The sequence below is a fragment of the Ruegeria sp. H7 genome, assembly GCF_056532945.1.
The window spans coordinates 31,605-54,036 of sequence record NZ_JBQFNZ010000001.1 but is presented as its reverse complement, the minus strand read 5'-3'; the positions used below and the strand labels follow the sequence as shown (position 1 = coordinate 54,036).

The window sequence follows — 22,432 nt, the reverse complement described above, 5'->3', positions numbered from 1 at the left end:
CGCTTAGAACGGAATCTCGTCGTCGTCGATTCCGCCGGATGCGGGGGCAGGGGCGCTGGATTGGCCGCCATAGGGGTCGCCATAGCCGCCGCCGGCCTGACCGCCGCCATAGCCACCCGATTGACCTCCGCCATAGCCGCCACCGCCGCCGCCTTCACCCCCGCGGCTGTCCAGCAGTGTCAGTTCACCGCGATAGGGACGCAGGACAACCTCGGTCGTATAGCGATCCTGCCCCGATTGATCCTGCCATTTGCGCGTTTCCAGCTGGCCTTCGATATAGACCTTGCTGCCTTTGCGCAGATACTGTTCGGCAATGCGGGCCAGCGGTTCCGAGAAGATGGCAACCGAGTGCCATTCCGTCCGTTCCCGGCGTTCACCGGTGTTGCGGTCTTTCCAGTTCTCGGATGTCGCGATGCGCAGGTTGCACACTTTGCCGCCGTTCTGAAATGACCGAACCTCGGGATCGCGGCCAAGATTGCCGACCAGAATGACCTTGTTGACTGAACCCGCCATGTATTTCCCCGTTCTGTATTGATCTGAGTGCGCCGAATCTGGCGCCGGATGTCTTTGCGACCCTATATCGCCTGCGTCTTGGTTAAAACATGATTGATCACGACAACGTTCGGCAAGAATTCTTGCGTCTGTCTTTACCAAGCTTTCATTTTTGACTGGAATACCTATACTCCGACTGATTTTTGAGCGAGCGGGATAGGCTTTCATGCGTTCTGTGTGTGTTGGGTTAACGGTTCTGGGCGTTGTGCTGCTGTCTGGATCTGTGCAGGCGGACACGTTGTCCACGAAAAGCCGGATGGACATATTTCTGAAGCAGTCCAAGGTTTTGGATAACCGCGCAGCGACGCAGTACCGCGGATCCGAGCGTCTGAAACCAAAGACTGATCGCGCCAAGGTAAGCAAGCGCTATACCGGCAGCTACCGAGGCGAATACCTGAGCCTCGCACGCGATGCGGCCCGGTTGCACAACATCCCCGAGGACCTGTTCCTGCGGCTGGTGCAGCAGGAAAGCGGCTGGAACCCGCATGCCAAATCTCACAAGGGGGCGTTGGGGCTGGCGCAGTTGATGCCTCAGACCGCCAAGTTGTTGGGCGTGAACCCGCATGATCCCAAGCAGAACCTTGAAGGCGGCGCGCGCTATCTGTCCTGGCAATACCGCAAGTTCAAATCCTGGCCTTTGGCGCTGGCGGCGTATAACGCTGGCCCGAAAGCGGTTGAAAAGCACGGCGGAATCCCACCTTACAAGGAAACCCAGAACTACGTGAAAGTGATCTGGGGCGGCTGATCGGGTGATGCTGCAAGGCGGCATGATCTGATCCTTGATCCGGCAATGACCGCTGACCTAACCTGTAGGCGATCTTTCAGGACCCGAACAGGTGCCGATGTTGCAAGACCGACCGGAAATCCCCGCTGAAACAAAGGCCAATTGGCAAAGGTTGGTGGACCTTGTTGCCAAGCTTGCCGATGTGCCTGCCAGCCTGATCATGAAAACGGATGCGCCGGATCATACGGTCCTGATCACCTCGGACCACCCTCAGAATCCGTATCCCGTGGGGATGAACTTTCAGTTGAATCCCAAGCTTTATTGTCAGGGCGTGTTGCAAAAGGACAGCGAGTTGGTGGTCGAGGACGCCACCTGTGATCCCGTCTGGAGCGGTAATGACGACATGGAACACGGCATGTCCTTTTACATCGGATTGCCGCTGAAATGGCCGGACGGGGCGGTGTTCGGAACCATCTGCATTCTGGACCGGCACCGCAATCGTCGCGCGCTGTTGTTTCGCGAAGGGCTGGCACAATTCGCGCGTATGGTCGAATCCGATCTCGCTTTGATTCAAGAGGTTTATCTGCGTCGCGCGCTGGAAGAAAAGCTGAATCAAACATTGGCGCAACTGGAAAGCCGGGTGCAGGCTCGCACCCGTGAATTGCAAGAAACAAACACCGCCCTGCGCGTTCTGCTGACCAGCGTCGATGATGACCGCAAAGACCATGACCAGGATATTGTCGAGCGGGTGCGCCTGATGGTCTTGCCCTATCTGGACAAGCTGCGCGGACACCTGCCCGAGGGCGACGCGGCCCATGCTTATCTGGATCTGGCCGAAAGCAACCTTAGGGATATGACCTCGATGCTGTCGGACAAACTGTCCGATGCGTTCTCGATCATGACACCGACCGAGATCGAAATTGCGCAGTTGGTGATGTCCGGGAAAACGACGAAAGACATTGCGCGGGCCTTGTCGCGTGAGACGTCGACCATCGATTTCCATCGCAACAACATTCGTCGGAAACTGGGCTTGGACGGGCGCGATCAGAATCTGCGCAGTCATCTGCTGTCTATTTCCTGAGTATCGAATATGGGGAATGCCCCCATATTCCCCCCAGATTTTTCTGATCTGAGCCTGTTGTTCCCCCGTTGTTACCCTTCCGATCAGGTGCGACGCACGCGCGCCTGACCAACAAGGAGGTACAAGATGGATCGCAAAGATCTGAAGCCCACAATCCTGAACGGACAGAAAGACAGATTGGCCAAGGGTCTGTCGCGCCGGTCTTTCTTTATGGCGGCAGGCGCGGCCGGAGTCGGCGCATCGCTGCTGAACGGAAAACCGGCAGAGGCGCAATCGCAAGCCTGGCTTCAGCCGGGCAACAATAACCACGTTATCGACCTGCAAGGCGCGACCGGTCAGGCCAGTACAGGCACGGTCGGGATCGACTATTACGGGCATTGCGCGATCAAGATCACCTCGCCAAACGGTGCGACCGTGCTGTTCGACCCGTGGCGCGATGATCCGTCGGGCGCGTGGGGCCTGTGGTTCCGCAACGAATTCCCTCAGATCCCTGTGGACATCACCCTTTCGACCCACGCCCATTTTGACCATGACGCGATCGAGCGCCCAAGCTCGACCATGGTTTTGGACAGGATGGTCGGCCATTTCGAATTTGCCGATGTCAAAATCACCGGCTTTGCAGACAAACACGCCTGTGTGGCACCGGGTTGGTACGAATGGACCAATGCGCTGGCCGAGTTTGGCGTGGAAGCCTGTCCGCCCAACAACGTGGGTCACATGGATATGGTGGTCTATCTGGTCGAAACCGGCGGCATCCGCACGCTGATCTGGGGCGACAACCGCCACAACCCGCCGCAGGAATTCTGGGATGCAATCGGGCAGGTGGATGTGCTGACCCTTCCGGTTGACGGATCTGAGCATATCCTCAGCTACCAGCAGGGCAATGACATCGTCTCAAAGCTGAAGCCGAAGGTTGTCATTCCGACCCACTATCTGAACGAGGTCACGTCTTACACGCTGACCACGCTGCAATCGGCAGATGACTGGGTGAAAGCCCAGCCCAGCTACAAAATGCTCGAAAGCGCGAGCCTGACGCTTGAGGCCGGAGAGATTGGCGGCATGACTCAGGAATTCATGCATTTCGGCAACAACGTGATGACCGGTTGATACAAGGACCGGCAAAACCACCACTCGCAAATCAAGTGCGCCGGTAATCTGACGGTTTTCCCGCCTCAGGGCGCAAAAGAAAGGGCCGGTCCTTGAACCGGCCCTTTTTTCCAGTGTTGCAGGGTTTATTCCGCTGCGATTTTGATCACCGGTTCCATACGGGCCAGAACCTCGTCGGCCAGATGGCACTTCACCTGATGCCCATCAGCCAGTGTCTTGACCGGTGGCACATCCGACTCGCATCGCCCGTCCGGAACTTCGGACTTCCAGCGGCAGCGGGTCTGGAACGGGCAACCCGGCGGCGGGTTCATGGCCGAGGGGATATCGCCCTCCAGAACGATATGCTCTTTCTCGATCGAAGTATCCGCAATCGGAACCGCGCTCAGCAAGGCCTCGGTATAGGGGTGATAGGGCGGCGAGAAGACCTGATCGGTTGTCCCCAACTCGACCACATGGCCCAGATACATTACCATCACCCGGTCGCTGAGGTATCGGACAATCGACAGATCGTGGCTGATGAACAGCAAGGTGGTCTTGTGTTCGCGCTGAATCTCCATCAGCAGATCGGTCACTGCGGCCTGTACTGACACGTCCAGCGCAGATACGGGTTCATCCGCAACCACGATCCGTGCATCGCCTGCAAAGGCGCGTGCGATACCGACGCGTTGCTTTTGGCCGCCCGACAATTGCCGTGGCATTCGGTCGGCGAAGGCACGCGGCAGTTTCACCAGATCCAGCAGTTCCAGCATCCGTTGCTTTCGCTCGGCCTCGGAATTGCCGACACCGAAGATTTCCAGCGCCCGGATGATCTGTCGCCCAACCGTCATCGACGGGTTCAGCGTGTCAAACGGGTTCTGGAACACCATCTGAACCTCGCCCACGGTCTTGGCATCGCGCTCCTCAATAGGCACCGCTTCGATATTGCGGTTGTCCAGAAGGATCTGACCGTCCGTTGCCGTCTCAAGCCCCATCAACACCTTGGCAAAGGTGGACTTGCCGCATCCGGATTCACCCACAATGGCGAGGGTCTCGGATTCATGCGCCTCAAAGCTCAGCGTCTCATTGGCTTTCACAACTTTGGTTTCACCGCCCCCGAACAGGGCGTTGGCCGCCACCTCATAGTATTTCTTGAGGTTGTCCATTTTCAGGACCGTGCGCCCGATCTCGGCCTTTTCTTTCTGTTCGCCGACGGTAATGGGCGCATTCCAGTCAATTTCCTTGAACTTCAGACAGCGCGTGTGGTGGCGATCATTGCCCGGCACAGCCTCCATCAGAATATTCTGCGCGTCACAGCGACCCTCTTCGAAATAGTCGCAGCGCGGGCCAAAGTTACAGCCCGGCGGGCGTTCATGTGGCAGGGGGAAGTTCCCCGGAATGGCCACAAGCGGGCGTGCGTTCTTGTCCGCGCCGGGCAGGGGGATCGAGCGGAACAGCGCCTGCGTATAGGGGTGCTGCATCTCGTCGAACACATCCTTGATCGAGCCACGCTCGACCGCCTCGCCCGAATACATCACGCACAACCGGTCGCAGGTTTCCAGAACCAGCCCCAGGTTGTGCGAAATGAACAGCATCGAGGTGCCGTATTTCTTGCCCAGATCTTTGACCAGTTCCACCACGGCGGCCTCGACCGTCACGTCCAGCGCGGTGGTCGGCTCGTCCAGGATCAGCAGCGCAGGCTTCGACATCAGCGCCATCGCGATCACGATCCGCTGTTGCTGACCGCCCGACAACTGATGCGGGAAGGAATTCAGCATCCGCTCGGGGTCGGGCAGGCGTACGTCGGTGACAACCTCCAGCGCGCGGGCATAGGCCTCTTCGGCACCGACGCCCTCGTGGATCATCGGCACTTCCATCAGTTGCTTGCCGATCTTCATCGCGGGGTTCAGCGATGCCATCGGCTCCTGATAAATCATCGCGATTTCATTGCCGCGAATGTCGCGCAATTCATCCGAGGTCATCTCGGACAGGTCGCGCCCTTTGAACTTGATCGTGCCGCCGACAATCCGGCCGTTCTTGCCAAGATCTTGCATTACGCCAAGGGCCACGGTGGACTTACCGCACCCGGATTCACCAACCAGCCCCACAGCCTCACCGGGCTGTACGCTGACCGAGAAATCCATCACGGCAGGAATTTCACGCAGACGGGTAAAGAACGAAATCGAAAGCTTGTCGATCTCCAGAATTGGACCGTCATAATCCGCCAGTTTATTCATCTTGTATCTCCTCGCGAGAGTCCGGGGATCCCCTTCATCTGGCTAAAAATATCCCGGAGGTCTGGGGGCAGCGCCCCCAGAACAGATCACATCAGTCCTTCAGACTTTCTTCGCGCAAACCATCTGCCAGCAGGTTCAACCCAAGAACCAGCGACAACAACGCCAGCGCGGGCGGCAGGGCCGGGTGCAGATAGATCGACAGAAGCTTACGCCCCTCGTTGATCGTCGACCCCCAATCCGGGCTTTCCGGCGGCAGGCCCAGCCCGAAGAAACCCAAGGTCCCCAGCAGGATGGTGGTGTAGCCAATGCGCAGACAGAAATCGACGATCAGCGGGCCGCGCGCGTTGGGCAGGATTTCCCACAGCATGATGTACCATGGGCCTTCACCACGGGTCTGCGCCGCCGCCACATAATCGCGTGTCTTGATGTCCAGCGCCAGACCGCGCACGATGCGGAACACCGTGGGTGAGTTGACGAAGACCACCGAGACGAACACCACCAGAATCCCGCCCGGAATATCGAACAGGTCCAGATAGGTCGGCAGACCCCAGATGCGATAGGCATCAGTATCGATGATGTAGCCGCCGGATGAGATCAGCGACAGATACAGCCAGATCGTCACCCCCAACACCCCGATCAGCAACGGTGTGCGGAAATTGGGACGCGTGTAGTAGCGCGAGTTCAGCAATACACCCAGGAACAGGATCGGGAACACGAACAGCACGGCAGCCATGTAGTTCGGAACCCCGGTCGCCACGATCTCGGGCGTGACCAGCAGGTAGAATAGCAGGATCACGGGGAAGGCCAGGATCAGGTTGGCCAGGAACGAGATGAACGTGTCCAGACGACCACCGTAATATCCTGCGGGCAGACCCAGCGTAATGCCGACCATGAAGGCAAACATGGTCGCCAGTGGCGCGATCTGAACCACGATCCACGCGCCCTTGACCATACGGCTAAAGACATCGCGGGCAAGGTTGTCGCCGCCCAGCAGATACCAGGAATACGCGCCTTCTTCCGACCCCGGCAGGGGAGTTCCCGGCACCTTGTTCTTCATGCCCGAGACCTGCGCCAGCGGGTCATGGGTGATGATCAGATCAAGCGCTCCGAAGATCCCGGTGAACACCCAGAACATGACCAGCCCAAAGCCGATCATGCCGATGGGGCTGTCGAACAGCTTGCCGTAAAGACCCAGCTTGCGTTTGAACGCGATCGACATTGCATAAAGCAGGATCAGTGACAGCCAAACCGGCAGGAACTGTTGCGATATCGCGCCGATGATACCGGCGCCGGTGCCCATCACGATCCCGAGGACGATATAGGCTACGGCAATCCCGACACTTGCAAGAAAGCTGTAGCGAAGCGCGCCCTGGATCATGTTGCGCAGCCCCGAGCTTGAGGTCAGCGTGCCATCCGGGTTCACGGTCATCTGGTCTTCGGGCAGCACGATGCTGGCCAGCATCCAGACAATGATCGACAGGAACATCAGCCCCAGTGCAAGCACCAGAAGCGGGTTGAGGAAGGCGATAGAGCCGGTCCAGGTAAGTGGTTCCATGATCTATCCCTCCTTATGCGATGCGGATGCGCGGGTTGAGGTAGACATAGCCGATATCCGAGATCAGCTGCGTCACCAGCACCACAAAGACCGACACGACCGAGATCGCCAGCAACAGCTGAATGTCGTTGTTGCCCGCCGCCTGTACCAGCGCCCAGCCAAAACCCTTGTAGTTGAACAGGGTCTCGACGATCACAACGCCGTTCAGCAGCCATGGGAACTGCAACATGATGACGGTAAAGGGCGCGATCAGCGCGTTGCGCAGCGCGTGTTTCATGACGATGTTCGGGAATGAGACACCTTTCAGGCGCGCGGTTCGGATGTATTGCGCCGTCATCACCTCGGTCATCGAGGCGCGGGTCATTCGGGCGATATAGCCCATCCCGTACAGAGCAATGGTCAGAACCGGCAGGAAGAAGTTCTCAAACGTCGGGTTCTCCATCGCCTGTGTTGCCGTCCCCTTGAACCATTTCAATCCAACAGCAGAGGAGGTGAAGATCGCGATGAAGATAACGCCCGAGACGTATTCCGGCGTTGCCGTCGTGGTAATGGCAAAGGTGGACAACGTGCGATCCGTGGCCGACCCTTCTTTCATCCCAGCGAGAATGCCAAGGATCAGCGCCGAAGGGACCATCAGCAGCATGACCCAGAACATCAGCCGTCCAGTCAGCGCCAGACGGGTTCCTACAACCGCCGAGACCTCGTCTTTGAAGACCGTCGAATAACCCCAGTATCCCTGCAGGATGCCGCAGAAATTGGGCGCTTCTTCCGCAGGTTGACCGGGCAGAATGCAGCGGCCTTGGACGGTGCCGTCCTCATTGGTGTGCCGGTACGAGGGTAACACGCCCAGCCATTCGCCGTATTTTATCGGCGTCGCCTGAAGATAGCCGTTCTTTTCCAGGAAACTCTCGACCTGTTCATCCGACATGCGGAAGTTGCCTTGCGTCTTCGCAAGCTTTTCAAGGTTCGGGTAGAGGTTGGTCAGAAAGAAAACCAGGAACGTCAGGCATAATGCTGTCAATAGCATGATGCCGACGCGCCTTAGAATGAATAGTCCCATGTTAGCCCCTGTTGGTAGGCTGGCGTGAATGTCGTCTGGCTTCACGCTTAGCTGTTTTTATGGTCGCCGCATTCAGGACGAAAAGGCCGCGCCAGCGCGGCGCGGCCTTGGGTTTTTCGGCTTAGGACAGAATGCCGAATTTGTAGATCTGCGGCAGGTCCGCGATGTGCTTTTCAACACCCACCATGTTTTCACGATGGTGACGCATCGCCGTGCGCCAGTAGGGTTGGATGACCACACCTTCGTCGATCATGATCGCCTGCAGCTTGCCCATCACTTCGCGACGGCGGTCTACATCGGCAATCGAGTTGGCCTCGGCAAGCAGCGCGTCAAACTCCTCGTTCGCGAAACCGGATTCGTTCCATGCCACGCCCGACTTATAGGCCAGCGCCAGGATTTGAGTTCCCAGCGGACGATGGTTCCAGTTGGTCGACGAATAGGCGTATTTGGTCCAGTCGTTCCAGAAGGTCGAGCCAGGCAACACGGTGTGCTTCGCCTTGATCCCGGCGTCATTCAGCTGAGCAACAACAGCTGCGGTTGTGTTCCGGCGCCAGTCATCGTCGATGGACTGAACTTCATGCTCGAAGTCGCCCATGCCGGCCTCGTCCATAAGGGCTTTGGCCTTTGCAGGATCATAGGGAATACGAGTGACCGCTGAATCATGTTCCGGGTGCATCGGACCGACATGGCAGTTGTCCGCAGCGATGCCGTAGCCGGACATACCAAGCTCCAGACACACTTCGTTGTCCACGGCCATCGCCAGCGCCTGACGCACGCGTTTGTCGCCGTAGATCTTGTTGCCATCGGCGTCTTCGGCCAGTTGGTTCGGACGAATGACGATGGTAAAGCCCGACGGGATTTCCGAGCGGGTCAGGCCGATGCCGTCAAAGATGTCGACAAATTCACCGACCGATTCCCAGTTCATGTCGATTTCTTCGGCTTCGTATGCAGCCAGGAAGGCGGCAGGGTCGGTACCGTAGTCGATGAACTCGATCCGGTCGATATAGCCGCCTTTTCCGGCTTCATAACCCCACCAGTCGAAGCCTTCGTTGCGCACCAGAACGCCTTTGACGCCGACTTCGTGGCTTTCGGGCAGCATAAAGCCGGTTCCGATCGGGTTGCCCAACATGTTGTCGGGGTCGTGGCTGCTGTGAACAATGGCCGCCGGATAGTCAGCCATGCCCGGAATGATGGTGATGTCCGGCGCGTTGCACTTCAGCTTTACGGTGTGCGTGTCAACCACGGTGATCGCACCGTCGGCTGCTTTCTGGGTGCTTTCGTCAACCAGGGACGCCATCCGCGACGCCATCGAGTTGCCCTCGACCGACGAGTCGCACCAGCCGGTGATATTGCGGGCAACATCTTCGGCTGTGAAATCGTCGCCGTTGTTCCACTTAACACCCTTGCGAACGTTCAGAGTGTATTCGGTGGCGTCGTCATTGGCCTCCCAGCTTTCCAGCAGCATGGGCTTGAACGAGCCGTCATTGTTATATTCGACCAGATATTCCAGCCAGCCTGCGGTGAAGGTGGCAATCTGTGTCCAGTCGAAGGTGCGCGGATCTTTCAGCGCGCGCACTTCCATCTGATAGCGGATGGTGCCGCCACGCGGCGGTTCCTGTGCGGCTGCCGGTGCTTGCAAGCCGATCAGGCCATAAGCCGTGGGCACTGCAACGCCCAGCGCCGTGGCGCGGGCAATGAACTCGCGCCGGCTGAGTTTACCGTCGCGGCATTCCTGGGCGTGCATCTCTGCTGCCCAATGAACCGATGCTCCGGTTGGTGTTCGATCTGACATTTACTCTATCTCCCTGAGTAACAGTTTTTTTGATTTGATGAACCAGCTTACCCGGCGCTTTTCGCGCCGACGGGTAAATCTACGGGATTTGTTTTTTGGATTCTCTGCATCCCCATGGGCGTATTCGGCACCAGAATTTGGAACGCGTCAATGTTCGAAATCGTCATTCGAGGCACAAAAACGACATTGGCCGGTCTTGTGTTCGGGATGTTTTCGGTAACAGGTTGCACCGGTCTGTCACGAAATTCGCAGTATTTCCGCCTGTTTTTGGGGAATTGCGCATCGATTCCTTGCGTAACATGGACAAGGATTAAGTTTTCTTCAGGGAAGGGGCCCGCGTCGTAATCTTACCATGTTGTTACTTGGAGAAATCCACATTTGCCCAGCGTTTCATGCGCGCGCGAAACCACGTGCGCTGACGTTTTGCGAATTGGCGCGTCGAAATCGTGGCTCGTTCACGAGCCTCGTCCAGTGTCATTTCACCGTCCAGATAAGACATCAGCTCGGGCACGCCGATAGCCTTGAAGGCGGGCAGCGACGGATCATATCGGTCGCGCATGGCTGCAACCTCGTCCAAGGCTCCCGTCTTCACCATTTGATCAAATCGGAGTGAGATCCGATCCAACAGCCACGCTTTGTCCACATCAAAGACGATCGGAACGCAGTTCTCCAGCTTCAATGCAGGTGGTGGCGTATCCGATTGCCAGGATTGAAGGCTGCGACCCGTCGCGGTCTGAACCTCCCACGCGCGCTGAACGCGGGCGCGATTGTTTATGTCCAATCGGCTCAGCGTTTGACTGTCCACGCCATCGATCAGATCCGGCAGGGACATCTGATCCGCGATCTGCCGAACTTCGGTGGGGGTGGCGGGGATCTCGGCCATCCCTTCGGTCAGGGCGGTGAAATACAACCCGGTGCCGCCGACGATGATCGTGCGTTCCCCAGCGGTCAGCAGAGGCACAGCCTCACGCAGCCAGTGGCCGGTTGAATAGCTATGATCATAGGCGACATGGCCATACAGCTTGTGCGGTGCACGCGCCTCGTCCTGCGGCGAAGGTCTGGCCGAGATCACTTGCCAGCAGTCGTAAACCTGACTGGCATCGGCGTTAACGATGACCCCACCAAAGGTTTCGGCGATCTGCAAAGCCAGGTCCGATTTGCCGGATGCGGTCGGGCCTGCGATTAGCACGGGCTTGCCATCCTCGATAGGTGGCAACCGGTCCCAAATTCGTGTTGCGGGTCGGTCCGCCATCAGGGTCGCTTTCTTCCTAAGCATCCGCATTGAACCTGCGGAACTTTTGCTTCATTTTGCGCCGCAAATAAACCCGTGCCAGCCCGGAGCGCAATATGAGCCTGACCCCATCACCCGAAACAACGAAACCCAAGTATAACCGCGTCATGCTGAAAATCTCAGGCGAGGCGCTGATGGGGGATCAGGGATTCGGACTTCACCCGCCAACCGTGCAACGCATCGCGCAAGAGGTGAAATCGGTTCATGATCTGGGGGTCGAGATTTGCATGGTGATCGGCGGGGGCAACATCTTTCGCGGCCTCAGTGGATCGGCGCAGGGGATGGAACGGACCACCGCTGACTATATGGGAATGCTGGCCACCGTGATGAACGCGCTGGGGATGCAGTCGGCACTGGAAGAGATTGGGGTGTTCACCCGCGTGATCTCGGCCATTCGCATGGATGAAGTGTGCGAGCCCTATATCCGCCGCCGTGCGGTGCGACATCTGGAGAAAAAGCGGGTCTGCATCTTTGCCGCCGGTACCGGCAACCCGTATTTCACAACCGATACCGCCGCGACCCTGCGCGCCAACGAAATGGCCTGTCAGGCGATCTTCATGGGCAAGAACGGCGTTGATGGCGTGTATGACAAGGACCCGAAAGAGCACGCCGATGCGGTACGCTACGACACCGTCTCTTATGATGATGTGCTGGCCAAGCGGCTGCGGGTCATGGACGCCTCGGCCATTGCGCTGGCGCGGGACAACAACCTGCCGCTGATTGTGTTCGGCCTTGATGAGCCCGGAGGCTTCCGCGGCATTCTGGCGGGCGAGGGAACCTATACCAAGGTTCAGGGCTGACGCGGCGCTTTTGAAAGCAATTGGGGAAGGGTACCGGCCATGACGTCTTTGGATATCGATTTCGTTCGGGCTCAGTTCCCGGCCTTTTCCGAGCCCAGCTTGAAAGGGCAGGCTTTTTTCGAAAATGCGGGCGGGTCTTATACGTGCAAGCCGGTGATTGACCGGCTGACGCGGTTCTACGCCCAGCGCAAGGTGCAGCCTTATGCGCCGTTTGAGGCAAGCCAGCTTGCAGGGGCTGAAATGGACGAAGCCCGCGCGCGGCTGGCGGCCATTTTGGGCGTCGACACCGATGAGCTGAGCTTTGGACCCTCGACCACCCAAAACACTTATGTTCTGGCGCAAGCGGTACGGCAATGGATAAAGCCGGGTGAGGCGATTGTCGTAACCAACCAGGATCACGAGGCAAATTCCGGTCCGTGGCGGCGCCTAGCAGATGCGGGGATCGAAATCCGGGAATGGCAGATCGACCCTCAGACAGGCGCGCTGAACCCGCAAGACCTTGAGAATCTGCTGGACGAGAAAACCCGCCTTGTCTGCTTTCCGCATTGCTCGAACGTTGTGGGTGAGATCAATCCGGTGACGGAAATCACCGCCATTGCCCATGCTGCCGGGGCGTTTGTCTGCGTTGACGGCGTGTCTTATGCGCCGCACGGGTTGCCGAATGTCGGGGATCTGGGACCGGATATCTACCTGTTTTCGGCCTACAAGACCTATGGCCCGCATCAGGGCTGCATGGTCATTCGGCGAACGCTAGGAGAGCTGCTGCCGAACCAGGCGCATTATTTCAACGGGGACGTTCTGTATAAGCGCTTTACCCCCGCTGGTCCCGACCACGCGCAGATCGCGGCAAGCGCTGGGATGGCGGATTACATCGAACTGCTGTGTCAGCACCACGGCGGACCGGACACAGGCGCGGCCGCGCAGGGGGCCTTTGTCCATGATCTGATGCGCGCCCATGAAGAGGCGTTGCTGCAACCCGTTCTGGATGCGGTCAAATCGCGCAATGCCGTGCGCCTGATCGGACCTTCTGATGCGGCGCGTCGTGCACCGACGGTCGCTATGGCCTTGGGAAAACCGGCCGAGCCTGTGGCAGCCGAGTTGGCCAAATATGGCATCATGGCGGGTGGCAGTGATTTCTACGCGGTGCGCCCGTTACAAGCCATGGGCGTTGATCCGGCGCAGGGCGTATTGCGGGTCAGCTTCACGCACTACACCTCGCAACAGGAAATTGATCAATTGTTGGAGGCGCTTGACCGCGTTTTGTGATCCACTCAAAGCCCTGTTTCGTAATACGAAGAAAACGCCAGGGCGGTCATGTCATCTACACAGTCCCCAATCATTATCTGGTTCCGACGGGATCTGCGCCTGTCGGACCATCCGGCCTTGTCTGCCGCCGCGCAAACCGGTCGGCCTGTCATTCCGGTGTTCATTCTTGATCCACTGACCGAGGCACTTGGCGCTGCACCCAGATGGCGTCTGGGTTTGGGGCTTGAAGCCTTCGCGCAATCGCTGGGTCAGGCTGGCAGCCAATTGATCCTACGACGCGGCGATGCGTTGGACCAGTTGCTGAAACTGGTGTCCGAGACCGGCGCGACCGAGGTCTACTGGTCTCGGGCCTATGATCCAGAGTCGATTGCGCGGGATATCAAAGTCAAAGCGGCCCTGATCGATGATGGCGTTCAAGCCAGGTCCTTTGCGGGCCATCTGCTGTTCGAACCCTGGACCGTTGCCACGAAAACCGGGCAGCCGTTCCGCGTGTTCACTCCGATGTGGCGCGCAGTGCAGGGGCGAGAGGTGCCCGAGCCATTTCCCAATGTAACCAACCTGACCGCGCCCACCCATTGGCCTGTGTCAGAAACGCTGGTTGACTGGAGTATGGGAAAATCGATGAACCGGGGCGCTCGGGTCGTTCGCCCGCATGTTCGACCCGGTGAGAACGCGGCCTATGACCAACTGAACGCCTTTTTGGATCGCGTTTCACGCTATTCCGAAGACCGGGACCGACTGGATGTCGATGGCACCTCGAACCTCTCGGAATATTTGTCCTTGGGCGAGATCGGCCCTCGGGCGGCGTGGCACCGGGTGCAACAGGCCGCGTTGATGGGAACGACCGGGACCGACGGATTCTTACGGCAGTTGGTCTGGCGCGAGTTCGCCTATCACCTGATGTACCACACGCCGCACCTGCTGACCGGCAACTGGCGGCCCGAATGGGATGCCTTCCCATGGAATACCGACCCGGACCACCCCGAGGTGTTGGCCTGGAAACAGGCCAGAACCGGCATATCTGTAGTCGATGCGGGCCTGCGCGAGATGTATGTGACCGGCCGGATGCACAATCGTGCCCGGATGATTGTCGCAAGCTATCTGACCAAGCACGTGATGACCCATTGGAAAGTCGGGATGAATTGGTTTGAGGACTGCCTGATCGACTGGGACCCGGCCTCGAACGCGATGGGCTGGCAATGGGTGGCGGGATCAGGTCCGGATGCGGCCCCGTTTTTCCGCATCTTCAACCCGCAAACGCAGCAAGAGAAGTTCGATCCCAAGAACCATTATCTGCAGCGTTGGATCGCGGAAGGACGCGCAAACCCAAGCGCTACCGCCTTGGCCTATTTCGACGCGATCCCGAGGTCCTGGGGAATGAACCCGTCCACGCCATACCCGCCACCGGTCGTGGATTTGGCTGACGGGCGCAAGCGCGCTCTGTCTGCGTATGAAAGCCGAAAAACCCAGTAAGGAACTGAAAACTTGCCAGAAACAAAAAGCCGTCCTAGCCTGAACCAAACACCGCAGAGGGGAGAGCGGATGATCCTGACGTCGACCGAGGGGCAGACAGACCTGCCCAGATATTTCGCGCAAGTCTTCAAGATGCTGGGCAAGATGGAGTCCGGGCGGCTGGATATCACTTTGCCGGATGGTCGCGTGTTTCGATCAGAAGGCTCCAAACCCGGCCCGATTGCAGCGGTCGAAATCCACGACCCGGATGTTTTTGCACGTCTTATCCGGGAAGGAGAGCTTGGGTTCTCGGACGCCTATCTGGAAGGACATTGGAGCACGCCCGACCTGCGATCCTTTATGGATCTTGTCCATCTCGGTTCGGAAACGGTTTATGACGGGTTCACCGGCAAGTTCCTGGTGCAGGCCTATGAACGGCTGCGGTTCTGGCTGCATCGCAACAATCGGAAACAGGCCAAGAAGAACATCTCGTACCACTACGATCTGGGCAATGACTTCTATGGCCTGTGGCTTGACGACACGATGACCTATTCCAGCGCACTGTTCGAGACCGGACAGGAGAGCCTGGAAAAGGCGCAGACGGCCAAATACGCCAGCCTCATTGACGAAATGGGCGTCAAACCCGGCGATCATGTGCTTGAGATCGGATGCGGCTGGGGCGGCTTTGCCGAATATGCCGCGAAAGAGCGTGGTTTGCGCGTCACCGGCCTGACCATTAGTCAGGAACAGTTGAACTTTGCGCGACAACGTATGGAAAAAGCTGGACTTTCCGATATGGTCGAGCTGAAGCTTCAGGATTATCGGGACGAGCGCGGATTGTACGACGGCATCGCCTCGATCGAGATGTTCGAGGCTGTAGGACAAAAGTACTGGCCTGTCTATTTCGAGACGGTGCGCGAACGTCTGAAGCCCGGCGCTCAGGCCACGTTGCAGATCATAACCGTGGGCGATCACCGCTGGGATTTTTACAAGAACGGCGTTGATTTCATTCAGAAATACATCTTTCCGGGCGGCATGTTGCCATCGCCCACGATCCTGCGCCAACAGATCGATCTGGCGGGGCTTGATCTGGTGCGTTCGAAAGAGTTTGGCAAAAGCTACGACCTGACGCTGCGCCGCTGGTATGACACGTTCAACGCCAAGTGGGATCAGATCGCTGACATGGGGTTTGATGAGCGTTTCCGCCGCATGTGGAATTATTATTTGACCGCATGTGGCGCGGCCTTTGACACGGGCAATTGCGATGTGACACAGATCACCATAGCAAAGCCCAGTTAAGGAACGGAATTCGTAAATGCCCACAGCCGCGCGATTAGTTGCCGCCCTTTGTCTTGCGGTGGTGGCCTTTCTGGTCTCCAGCATGGTTATCAACAACGGGGAAGAGGGTAAGGATTACGGCTATTTTACCGTGGTGAACCTTGTAATCGCTGTCGCATGTGGCTGGAAAATCATGGGCAAACGGGCAGGGCGCGGCTGGACTGCCGGGATCAACAACGGGCTGACCGGCGTGGCCTCGCTGGTGTTCTGGGCGCTGTTTGTGCAGGGCTGTTACGAGATGTTTCGCCTTGCCATGCGCAACCGCTATGACGGCCCGTTCGAGGCGCTCAAGGCGATCTTCGTGATCGGTGTCGACTATGGGCGGTTGCTGCTGGTTCCGGAAATCCTGATCACTCTGGCCGTCGGGTCGGTTCTGGCCGGTCTGGCCACGGAAATCGCCAGCCGACGCTGGCGCTGATACCCTCAACCCGACAGGAAAGCTGTTCACCCGTGTCTGATTTGTTCTTTTACGGCACCCTGCGCTACGTTCCACTGCTGGAACGCGTGCTGGGTCGGTCCGCTGGGGATGTGTCGCTGACCCCTGCCAGTCTGCCGGATCATGCAGTTCATGCGGTGGTAGGAGAGGACTTTCCGATGATCCAGCCAATGCCGGGGGCTGAGGCCGACGGCCTTTTGGCCCGCGACCTGACCAAGCAGGATCTGGCACGACTGGCCTATTACGAAGGCGGGTTTGACTATGATTTGCAGCCCTTGGCCGTAGCCTTACCCGATGGCAGCACGACGACCGCTCAGGTGTTTTTCCCGGCCCCCGGTGCCTGGGTGCCTGCGGGTCTTTGGTCGCTGGAGCGGTGGGCCGAGAAACTGGGCGAGGTCACCGCGCTGGCCGCCGAAGAGGAGATGGCCTATTTCGGCAAGGTTGATGCCAAAAAGATGACCCGCAGCATCCCGGCAATACAGACTCGCGCCCAGGCCAAGTTGTTTGCCCGGCAGCGCCGCTCGGGTGATCCGCGCGATACGGCAACGGATGTTGTCGTCCACAGTCATACACGCGCCTATGTCGATTACTTCGGCATAGAGGAAATCCAGCTACAGCACCGCCAGCACGACGGTTCGATGGGTCCTGTTCTGAACCGCAACAGCCTGATGCAGGGCAGCGCGGTTGTGGTTCTGCCCTATGACCCGGTGCAGGACACCGTGATGCTGGTCGAGCAGTTCCGCCCCCCGATCTTCCTGATCGAAGACCCCGAGCCCTGGATGTGGGAGCCGGTGGCGGGCATGATCGACGCTGGCGAAACACCGGAACAGGCGGCCCATCGCGAGGCGTTGGAGGAGGCTCAGGTCACGCTCGATGCGCTAGAGTTTGCGGGTGGGGCCTATTCCTCAAGCGGGTCTTCGACCGAGTATGTCTATCTGTATGTCGGTCTTGGAGCTTTGACCGAAACGACCGACGCAGGCGGATTGGACAGCGAAGGCGAGGATATTCGCACCCGAATTCTGCCGTATTCGGAATTCATCAGTCTTGTGGACAGCCATGCCTTCAAGGATTTGCCCTTGCTGTCGCTGGCCCATTGGCTGGCCCGTCACCGGGACCGTTTGCGCCAGTGACTATCGCGCTTGTGGTTGCGGCGGCTCGGCTGTAAATCTTCCCTGATACCAAACGACAAGAGGGCGCCATGCGCATTGCACGAGACCTTGCCGACGCAGTCGGGAAAACACCGCTGATCCGGCTGAAGCGCATCAGTGAAGAGACCGGATGCGAAATCCTCGGCAAGGCCGAGTTCATGAACCCGGGACAGTCGGTCAAGGACCGCGCGGCGCTTTATATCATCCGCGATGCGGTCGCGCGGGGTCAGTTGAAACCCGGTGGCACCATTGTCGAAGGCACGGCGGGCAATACCGGGATCGGCTTGGCGCTGGTTGGTGCCTCAATGGGCTTCAAGACGGTGATCGTGATTCCGGAAACCCAGTCGGAAGAAAAGAAAGACATGCTGCGCCTTGCCGGCGCGCAACTGGTTCAGGTTCCGGCGGCGCCGTATCGCAACCCAAACAACTTTGTGCATTACTCGCGCCGTCTGGCCGAGGAACTGGCGCAAACCGAACCCAATGGCGCGATCTGGGCCAACCAGTTCGACAATATCGCCAACCGTCAGGCCCATGTGGAAACCACCGGCCCCGAGATTTGGGAACAGACCGATGGAAAGGTGGACGGTTTTGTCTGTGCCGTAGGTTCAGGCGGAACGCTGGCCGGTGTGGCCGACGCTTTGCAGCCCAAAGGTGTGAAGATCGGCCTGGTCGATCCGATGGGGGCAGGGCTTTACTCCTACTACACCACCGGTGAGATCGCGATGGAGGGCAGCTCGATCGCCGAAGGCATCGGACAGGTGCGCATCACCAAGAACCTGGAAGGCTTCACGCCGGACTTTTCGTACCAGATGACCGACAATGAGGCGCTGCCCCTGATCTTCGATCTGCTGCGCGAGGAAGGTCTGGTTATGGGCGGTTCAACCGCGATCAACATGGCGGGCGCGGTGCGTCTGGCCAAGGATCTGGGCCCCGGCCATACTATCGTGACCATCCTGTGCGACTATGGCACGCGCTATCAGTCCAAGCTGTTCAACCCGGAATTCCTGCGTGAAAAAGAACTGCCGGTACCGGATTGGATGACCGAAGCACCCCGCAGCATTCCGGGCGTGTTCGAGGACGTATGATGCTGCAGCAGGTCCGCCTGTGCCTTGTTCTGGTTGCCCTGTGTCTGTTCGGGTTTGTCGGCGCGGCCTCCGCGCAACTGACCGACCGGCAGAGCGAATACTATCAGGGCTGGATCAAGACGGCGGACCGGGCCGAAACGGTGATCGAGGCCAACAGGGCCTCGAACGCTGCGTTAGAAAATTTACGTTCTGAAATAAACACTTACCGCGAGGACTTTAATCAGGCGCGCGGGGCAAACACTGACCGCATTCAGACATTGGAAGGCCAGATCAAGGCGCTAGGTCCAAAGCCGGACGGTGATACCGAAGAACCAGAACAACTGGCGATGTTGCGCGCGCATCTGGACGAACAACTCAACAGCCTGCGCGTCCCCCGGATCATCTCGGAAGAGGCCTATAGCAGGGCCAACGGGTTGATCAGCGAGATTGACCGGATCATCCGGGACCGCCAGAAAAAAGAGCTGTTGCAGCGTGGTCCGTCCCCGATCAACCCGATCTATTGGCGGCCGGCCTGGGCGGATGTGACCGAAGCCACCCGCAGCCTGTTCAACGAGACCGCCAAGAACCTGCGTACAGATTCCGTCCGCGAACAAATCCGCGAGCGCGGTCTGGGCATTTTTCTGTTGATGGTTGCCTCGGCGGTTCTGCTGATCTTTGGGCGTTATTGGTCGGAAAGAGGCGGGGACTACCTGCGTAAACTGGGCGGTGGGGGCACCGGGGTCTGGACCTTTGTCGTCTCGCTGTTCCGCATTGCTCTGCCCTGGTTGGGTGTCTGGGCCGCCGTTCAGGCGATCACGCTGACCGGGGTGCTGGGCTTGCGTGGCACCTTTCTGTTGCAAAGCGTTCCGTATTGGGCCGCGATCATTTTCTTCTACGATTGGATCGGTCGGCAGATCTATCTGATCGGAGAGGCGCAGAATTTCCGCCGCCTGTCAGCAAATAAAATCAAGGAATTGCGGGTCTATCTGGATCTGCTGGCCATCATGCTGATTTTGCACGAACTGGCCATTCTGTTCGATCAGATCGAAAATATCTCGGACGCGACGCGGGCTGTTGTCAGCTTCCCGGTTGTTGTCATGACCGCGTTGCTTCTGCTGCGGGTGCGCCATATCCGGACCAATGACGTCCAACAGGATGAGGTCGACCCAAACGCGTCAACCCGCGGCGCAAGCCTGAGCCAACTGATCGAGCTGCTGCGTCGTGTGCTGTTCCTGCTTGGCATCGCGACGCCGGTTCTGGCGATGTTCGGCTATACGAATGCAGCCGAGGCCATTGTTTTTCCGGCGGTCAAGACGCTGATCCTGATTGCGGCGCTGGTGATCGCGCAGCGCTTCCTGACAACGGTTTATGGTTGGATAACGGGGCAGGGCGACGCCGCGCGCGACTCATTATTTTCGGTTCTGCTGGGGTTTGCGCTTGCGATCCTGTCGGTGCCCGTTCTGGCCATCTACTGGGGCGCGCGCGAGACTGATCTGATCGAGGTCTGGACGCGCATTCTGCTGGGCTTCGACATCGGTGGGGTCACAATTTCACCCAGCAATTTCCTGACCTTTGTGGCCGTATTTGCCATCGGCTATACGGTGACGCGGCTGGTTCAAAGCGGGTTGCGCAACTCTTTGTTGCCCAAAACAAAAATTGATCCAGGTGGCCAGAACGCGATTGTGGCTGGGTCCGGCTATGTCGGGATCACCATTGCTGCGCTGATCGCGATTATGGTGGCCGGGTTCGATCTGTCCTCGCTTGCGATTGTGGCCGGGGCGCTGTCTGTCGGGATCGGATTTGGTCTGCAAACCATCGTGTCGAATTTCGTCTCGGGCATTATCCTGCTGGTCGAGCGCCCGATTTCGAAGGGGGATTGGATCGATGTGAACGGGATGATGGGCTATGTGCGCGATATCTCGGTCCGGTCCACGACGATTGAGACCTTCGACCGAACAGATGTGATCGTTCCGAACTCGGACCTGATCAGCGGCGTGGTTACGAACTATACGCGGGGCAATACCATCGGGCGGGTGATCGTGCCGGTGGGCGTGGCCTATGGCACTGACACGCAGCAAGTCGAAACGATTCTGGGTGAGATCGCAAATTCCCATCCGATGGTTCTGGCGAACCCTGCGCCCAGCGTGGTGTTCCAGGGCTTTGGCGCGGATTCGCTGGATTTCGAAATCCGGGCCATCCTGCGCGACGTGAACTGGGTTCTGTCGGTGAAATCCGACATGAACCACGAAATCAACCGCCGCTTTGCCGAGGCCGGGATCGAGATCCCGTTTGCGCAGCGTGATCTGTGGCTGCGCAACCCCGAAGTTCTGCACCCGGCGCCCCAAGGCCCGTCCGAGCCGCCTGAGAAAGAACCCGAGGCCGCGAAAAAGGCGACGTCTGCCCCGATCCAAATGACCGAGGCGGATTTGGACCCTGACGCCGGGGATGAGCTTTGAACCGTCCATAGACGGCATCGGATTTTGACGTCACGGATTTGTTTGAAACCGTTCACTTTCCCTGAATTCGGCCCTTGCAAATCCACCGGCATTGGTCCAAATATCGCCGTCACGGAGAGGTGGCCGAGTGGTCGAAGGCGCACGCCTGGAAAGTGTGTAGGCGGGAAACCGTCTCCAGGGTTCGAATCCCTGTCTCTCCGCCACAGGACTTTCGTGAGAAAGGCCAACCATCTTCTGATCAAAGCGCTGAGCGGCAGTCGTTCCCAAGGAACGATGAGAGCTTGCGAGGTTCGTACAAAGTTCCTTCGTTTCCGCCACTTTCACCCAACTCACAGTCCAATTTCCAAGCCGTCAGCGCCGGTGCGCCAACTGCTTGCATTGTAACGAATTGATGACGGGATTATATTCGCCTCAAGCGGAAAACTCTGCGTATCGGCAGACAGGACAAAAAACAAAATGATTGAGCTGGACGGTAATGCGCCGCTGCGCAAAAGCCAGAATTACGAGATATTCCAACATCCTGAACTGGAAAACGCCTTGTTGAAGGTTCGGGTTGATGAGCCAAAGCGCAACCACCTCATTCCGCGCTATGCCGAATGGCGGTACGGAAATCTGCGTCAGTGGGCGCGTGAGGCGAATGAATACCTGGCGGCCCTAAATCGTGGGTGTCCCGAGATTGAGCGTCTGGCGCGGTTCATGGGCTATGCGCCCACCTCTCGGGGGCCAGCCATAGTGGTTGAAAAAATGACCGGGCCGGACGGAGGCCTCGCGCCCTCACTGCATTCCGAGTTCGTCGCCGCGAAGGGCAAACCTCAGGTGCAGAAAAAGCTGAAGGCCGATTTGCTAGAGCTTTTGGATGATCTGGAACGCGGTCGCATCATCGTGGGCGACATGGGGACCGAGAACATCGTCCGCGCACAGGAACGCGGCGGACGGCTTGTGGTGATCGATGGTCTGGGTGAGCGGGTTCTGTTCCCTTTGACCGTGTTCAGCGATTGGGCCTTTCGGCAATCAATCGCCCGGCGGCGCGCGCGTATGGCGCGCTGACGCGTGTCGGAAAGGGGTGCGCATTTGTGATTCCGGGCCTTGGCGGTTCG

At 58.4% G+C, this 22,432-nt stretch carries 18 protein-coding genes and 1 tRNA gene; 13 read left to right on the top strand and 6 right to left on the bottom strand.

Annotated features, from left to right (window positions below):
* Positions 1 to 3: 3 nt before the first annotated feature.
* Positions 4 to 513, bottom strand: coding sequence for a single-stranded DNA-binding protein (ssb, locus tag ACR0AC_RS00250; RefSeq protein WP_480871609.1), 510 nt, complete (start codon positions 511 to 513; stop codon positions 4 to 6).
* Positions 514 to 718: 205 nt separating this feature from the next.
* Between ssb and ACR0AC_RS00245 the strand changes: the two genes are divergently transcribed.
* The 3 genes from ACR0AC_RS00245 (at position 719) to ACR0AC_RS00235 (ending at position 3,464) form a co-directional block, all read left to right on the top strand.
* The gene (locus tag ACR0AC_RS00245; protein ID WP_480871608.1) at positions 719 to 1,297 is read left to right on the top strand and encodes a lytic transglycosylase domain-containing protein; all 579 of its coding nucleotides are present in this window, start codon (positions 719 to 721) and stop codon (positions 1,295 to 1,297) included.
* Positions 1,298 to 1,394: 97 nt separating this feature from the next.
* Positions 1,395 to 2,357 (top strand): helix-turn-helix transcriptional regulator, encoded by a 963-nt coding sequence (locus ACR0AC_RS00240; RefSeq protein WP_480871607.1) that lies wholly within the window; start codon positions 1,395 to 1,397, stop codon positions 2,355 to 2,357.
* A gap of 126 nt (positions 2,358 to 2,483) precedes the next feature.
* Complete coding sequence (locus ACR0AC_RS00235) at positions 2,484 to 3,464, top strand: MBL fold metallo-hydrolase (RefSeq protein WP_480871606.1); 981 nt, start codon at positions 2,484 to 2,486, stop codon at positions 3,462 to 3,464.
* A gap of 125 nt (positions 3,465 to 3,589) precedes the next feature.
* On the opposite strand, the gene ACR0AC_RS00230 is transcribed toward ACR0AC_RS00235, so the two are convergent.
* The 5 genes from ACR0AC_RS00230 to miaA form a co-directional block, all read right to left on the bottom strand.
* Complete coding sequence (locus tag ACR0AC_RS00230; RefSeq protein ID WP_170451195.1) at positions 3,590 to 5,677, bottom strand: ABC transporter ATP-binding protein; 2,088 nt, start codon at positions 5,675 to 5,677, stop codon at positions 3,590 to 3,592.
* A gap of 91 nt (positions 5,678 to 5,768) precedes the next feature.
* Entirely contained in the window at positions 5,769 to 7,232 is a 1,464-nt protein-coding gene (locus ACR0AC_RS00225; RefSeq protein WP_170451193.1) for an ABC transporter permease, read from the bottom strand.
* 13 nt (positions 7,233 to 7,245) lie between these two features.
* Complete coding sequence (locus ACR0AC_RS00220) at positions 7,246 to 8,292, bottom strand: ABC transporter permease (protein WP_170451191.1); 1,047 nt, start codon at positions 8,290 to 8,292, stop codon at positions 7,246 to 7,248.
* A gap of 121 nt (positions 8,293 to 8,413) precedes the next feature.
* Positions 8,414 to 10,084, bottom strand: a complete 1,671-nt coding sequence (locus ACR0AC_RS00215; protein WP_480871605.1) for an ABC transporter substrate-binding protein — start codon at positions 10,082 to 10,084, stop codon at positions 8,414 to 8,416.
* A gap of 358 nt (positions 10,085 to 10,442) precedes the next feature.
* The gene (gene miaA, locus ACR0AC_RS00210) at positions 10,443 to 11,336 is read right to left on the bottom strand and encodes a tRNA (adenosine(37)-N6)-dimethylallyltransferase MiaA (RefSeq protein WP_480871604.1); all 894 of its coding nucleotides are present in this window, start codon (positions 11,334 to 11,336) and stop codon (positions 10,443 to 10,445) included.
* 101 nt (positions 11,337 to 11,437) lie between these two features.
* On the opposite strand from miaA, the gene pyrH reads away from it, so the two are divergent.
* The 10 genes from pyrH to ACR0AC_RS00160 all read left to right on the top strand — a co-directional run bounded on the left by pyrH (position 11,438) and on the right by ACR0AC_RS00160 (position 22,382).
* Positions 11,438 to 12,175 (top strand): UMP kinase, encoded by a 738-nt coding sequence (pyrH, locus tag ACR0AC_RS00205; protein ID WP_480582223.1) that lies wholly within the window; start codon positions 11,438 to 11,440, stop codon positions 12,173 to 12,175.
* A 39-nt stretch (positions 12,176 to 12,214) separates the two neighbouring features.
* On the top strand, positions 12,215 to 13,441 hold the full coding sequence (locus ACR0AC_RS00200; protein WP_480871603.1) for an aminotransferase class V-fold PLP-dependent enzyme: 1,227 nt from the start codon (positions 12,215 to 12,217) through the stop codon (positions 13,439 to 13,441).
* 48 nt (positions 13,442 to 13,489) lie between these two features.
* On the top strand, positions 13,490 to 14,914 hold the full coding sequence (locus ACR0AC_RS00195) for a cryptochrome/photolyase family protein (protein ID WP_480871602.1): 1,425 nt from the start codon (positions 13,490 to 13,492) through the stop codon (positions 14,912 to 14,914).
* Positions 14,915 to 14,983: 69 nt separating this feature from the next.
* Positions 14,984 to 16,192 carry an SAM-dependent methyltransferase gene (locus tag ACR0AC_RS00190; protein WP_170451178.1) on the top strand — a complete coding sequence of 403 codons (1,209 nt, stop codon included), beginning with the start codon at positions 14,984 to 14,986 and terminating at the stop codon, positions 16,190 to 16,192.
* Between the two features lie 16 nt (positions 16,193 to 16,208).
* Positions 16,209 to 16,649, top strand: coding sequence for a TrgA family protein (locus ACR0AC_RS00185; RefSeq protein ID WP_170451176.1), 441 nt, complete (start codon positions 16,209 to 16,211; stop codon positions 16,647 to 16,649).
* Between the two features lie 32 nt (positions 16,650 to 16,681).
* The gene (locus ACR0AC_RS00180) at positions 16,682 to 17,797 is read left to right on the top strand and encodes an NUDIX domain-containing protein (RefSeq protein ID WP_480625937.1); all 1,116 of its coding nucleotides are present in this window, start codon (positions 16,682 to 16,684) and stop codon (positions 17,795 to 17,797) included.
* Positions 17,798 to 17,865: 68 nt separating this feature from the next.
* Positions 17,866 to 18,900 carry a cysteine synthase A gene (locus tag ACR0AC_RS00175; protein ID WP_480625938.1) on the top strand — a complete coding sequence of 345 codons (1,035 nt, stop codon included), beginning with the start codon at positions 17,866 to 17,868 and terminating at the stop codon, positions 18,898 to 18,900.
* Positions 18,900 to 21,335, top strand: coding sequence for a DUF3772 domain-containing protein (locus ACR0AC_RS00170; RefSeq protein WP_480871601.1), 2,436 nt, complete (start codon positions 18,900 to 18,902; stop codon positions 21,333 to 21,335). The genes ACR0AC_RS00175 and ACR0AC_RS00170 overlap by 1 nt, the downstream gene beginning before the upstream one ends.
* A gap of 113 nt (positions 21,336 to 21,448) precedes the next feature.
* Positions 21,449 to 21,538: transfer RNA gene (locus ACR0AC_RS00165), tRNA-Ser, on the top strand.
* Between the two features lie 253 nt (positions 21,539 to 21,791).
* Complete coding sequence (locus tag ACR0AC_RS00160; RefSeq protein ID WP_480871600.1) at positions 21,792 to 22,382, top strand: YrbL family protein; 591 nt, start codon at positions 21,792 to 21,794, stop codon at positions 22,380 to 22,382.
* Positions 22,383 to 22,432: the final 50 nt, after the last annotated feature.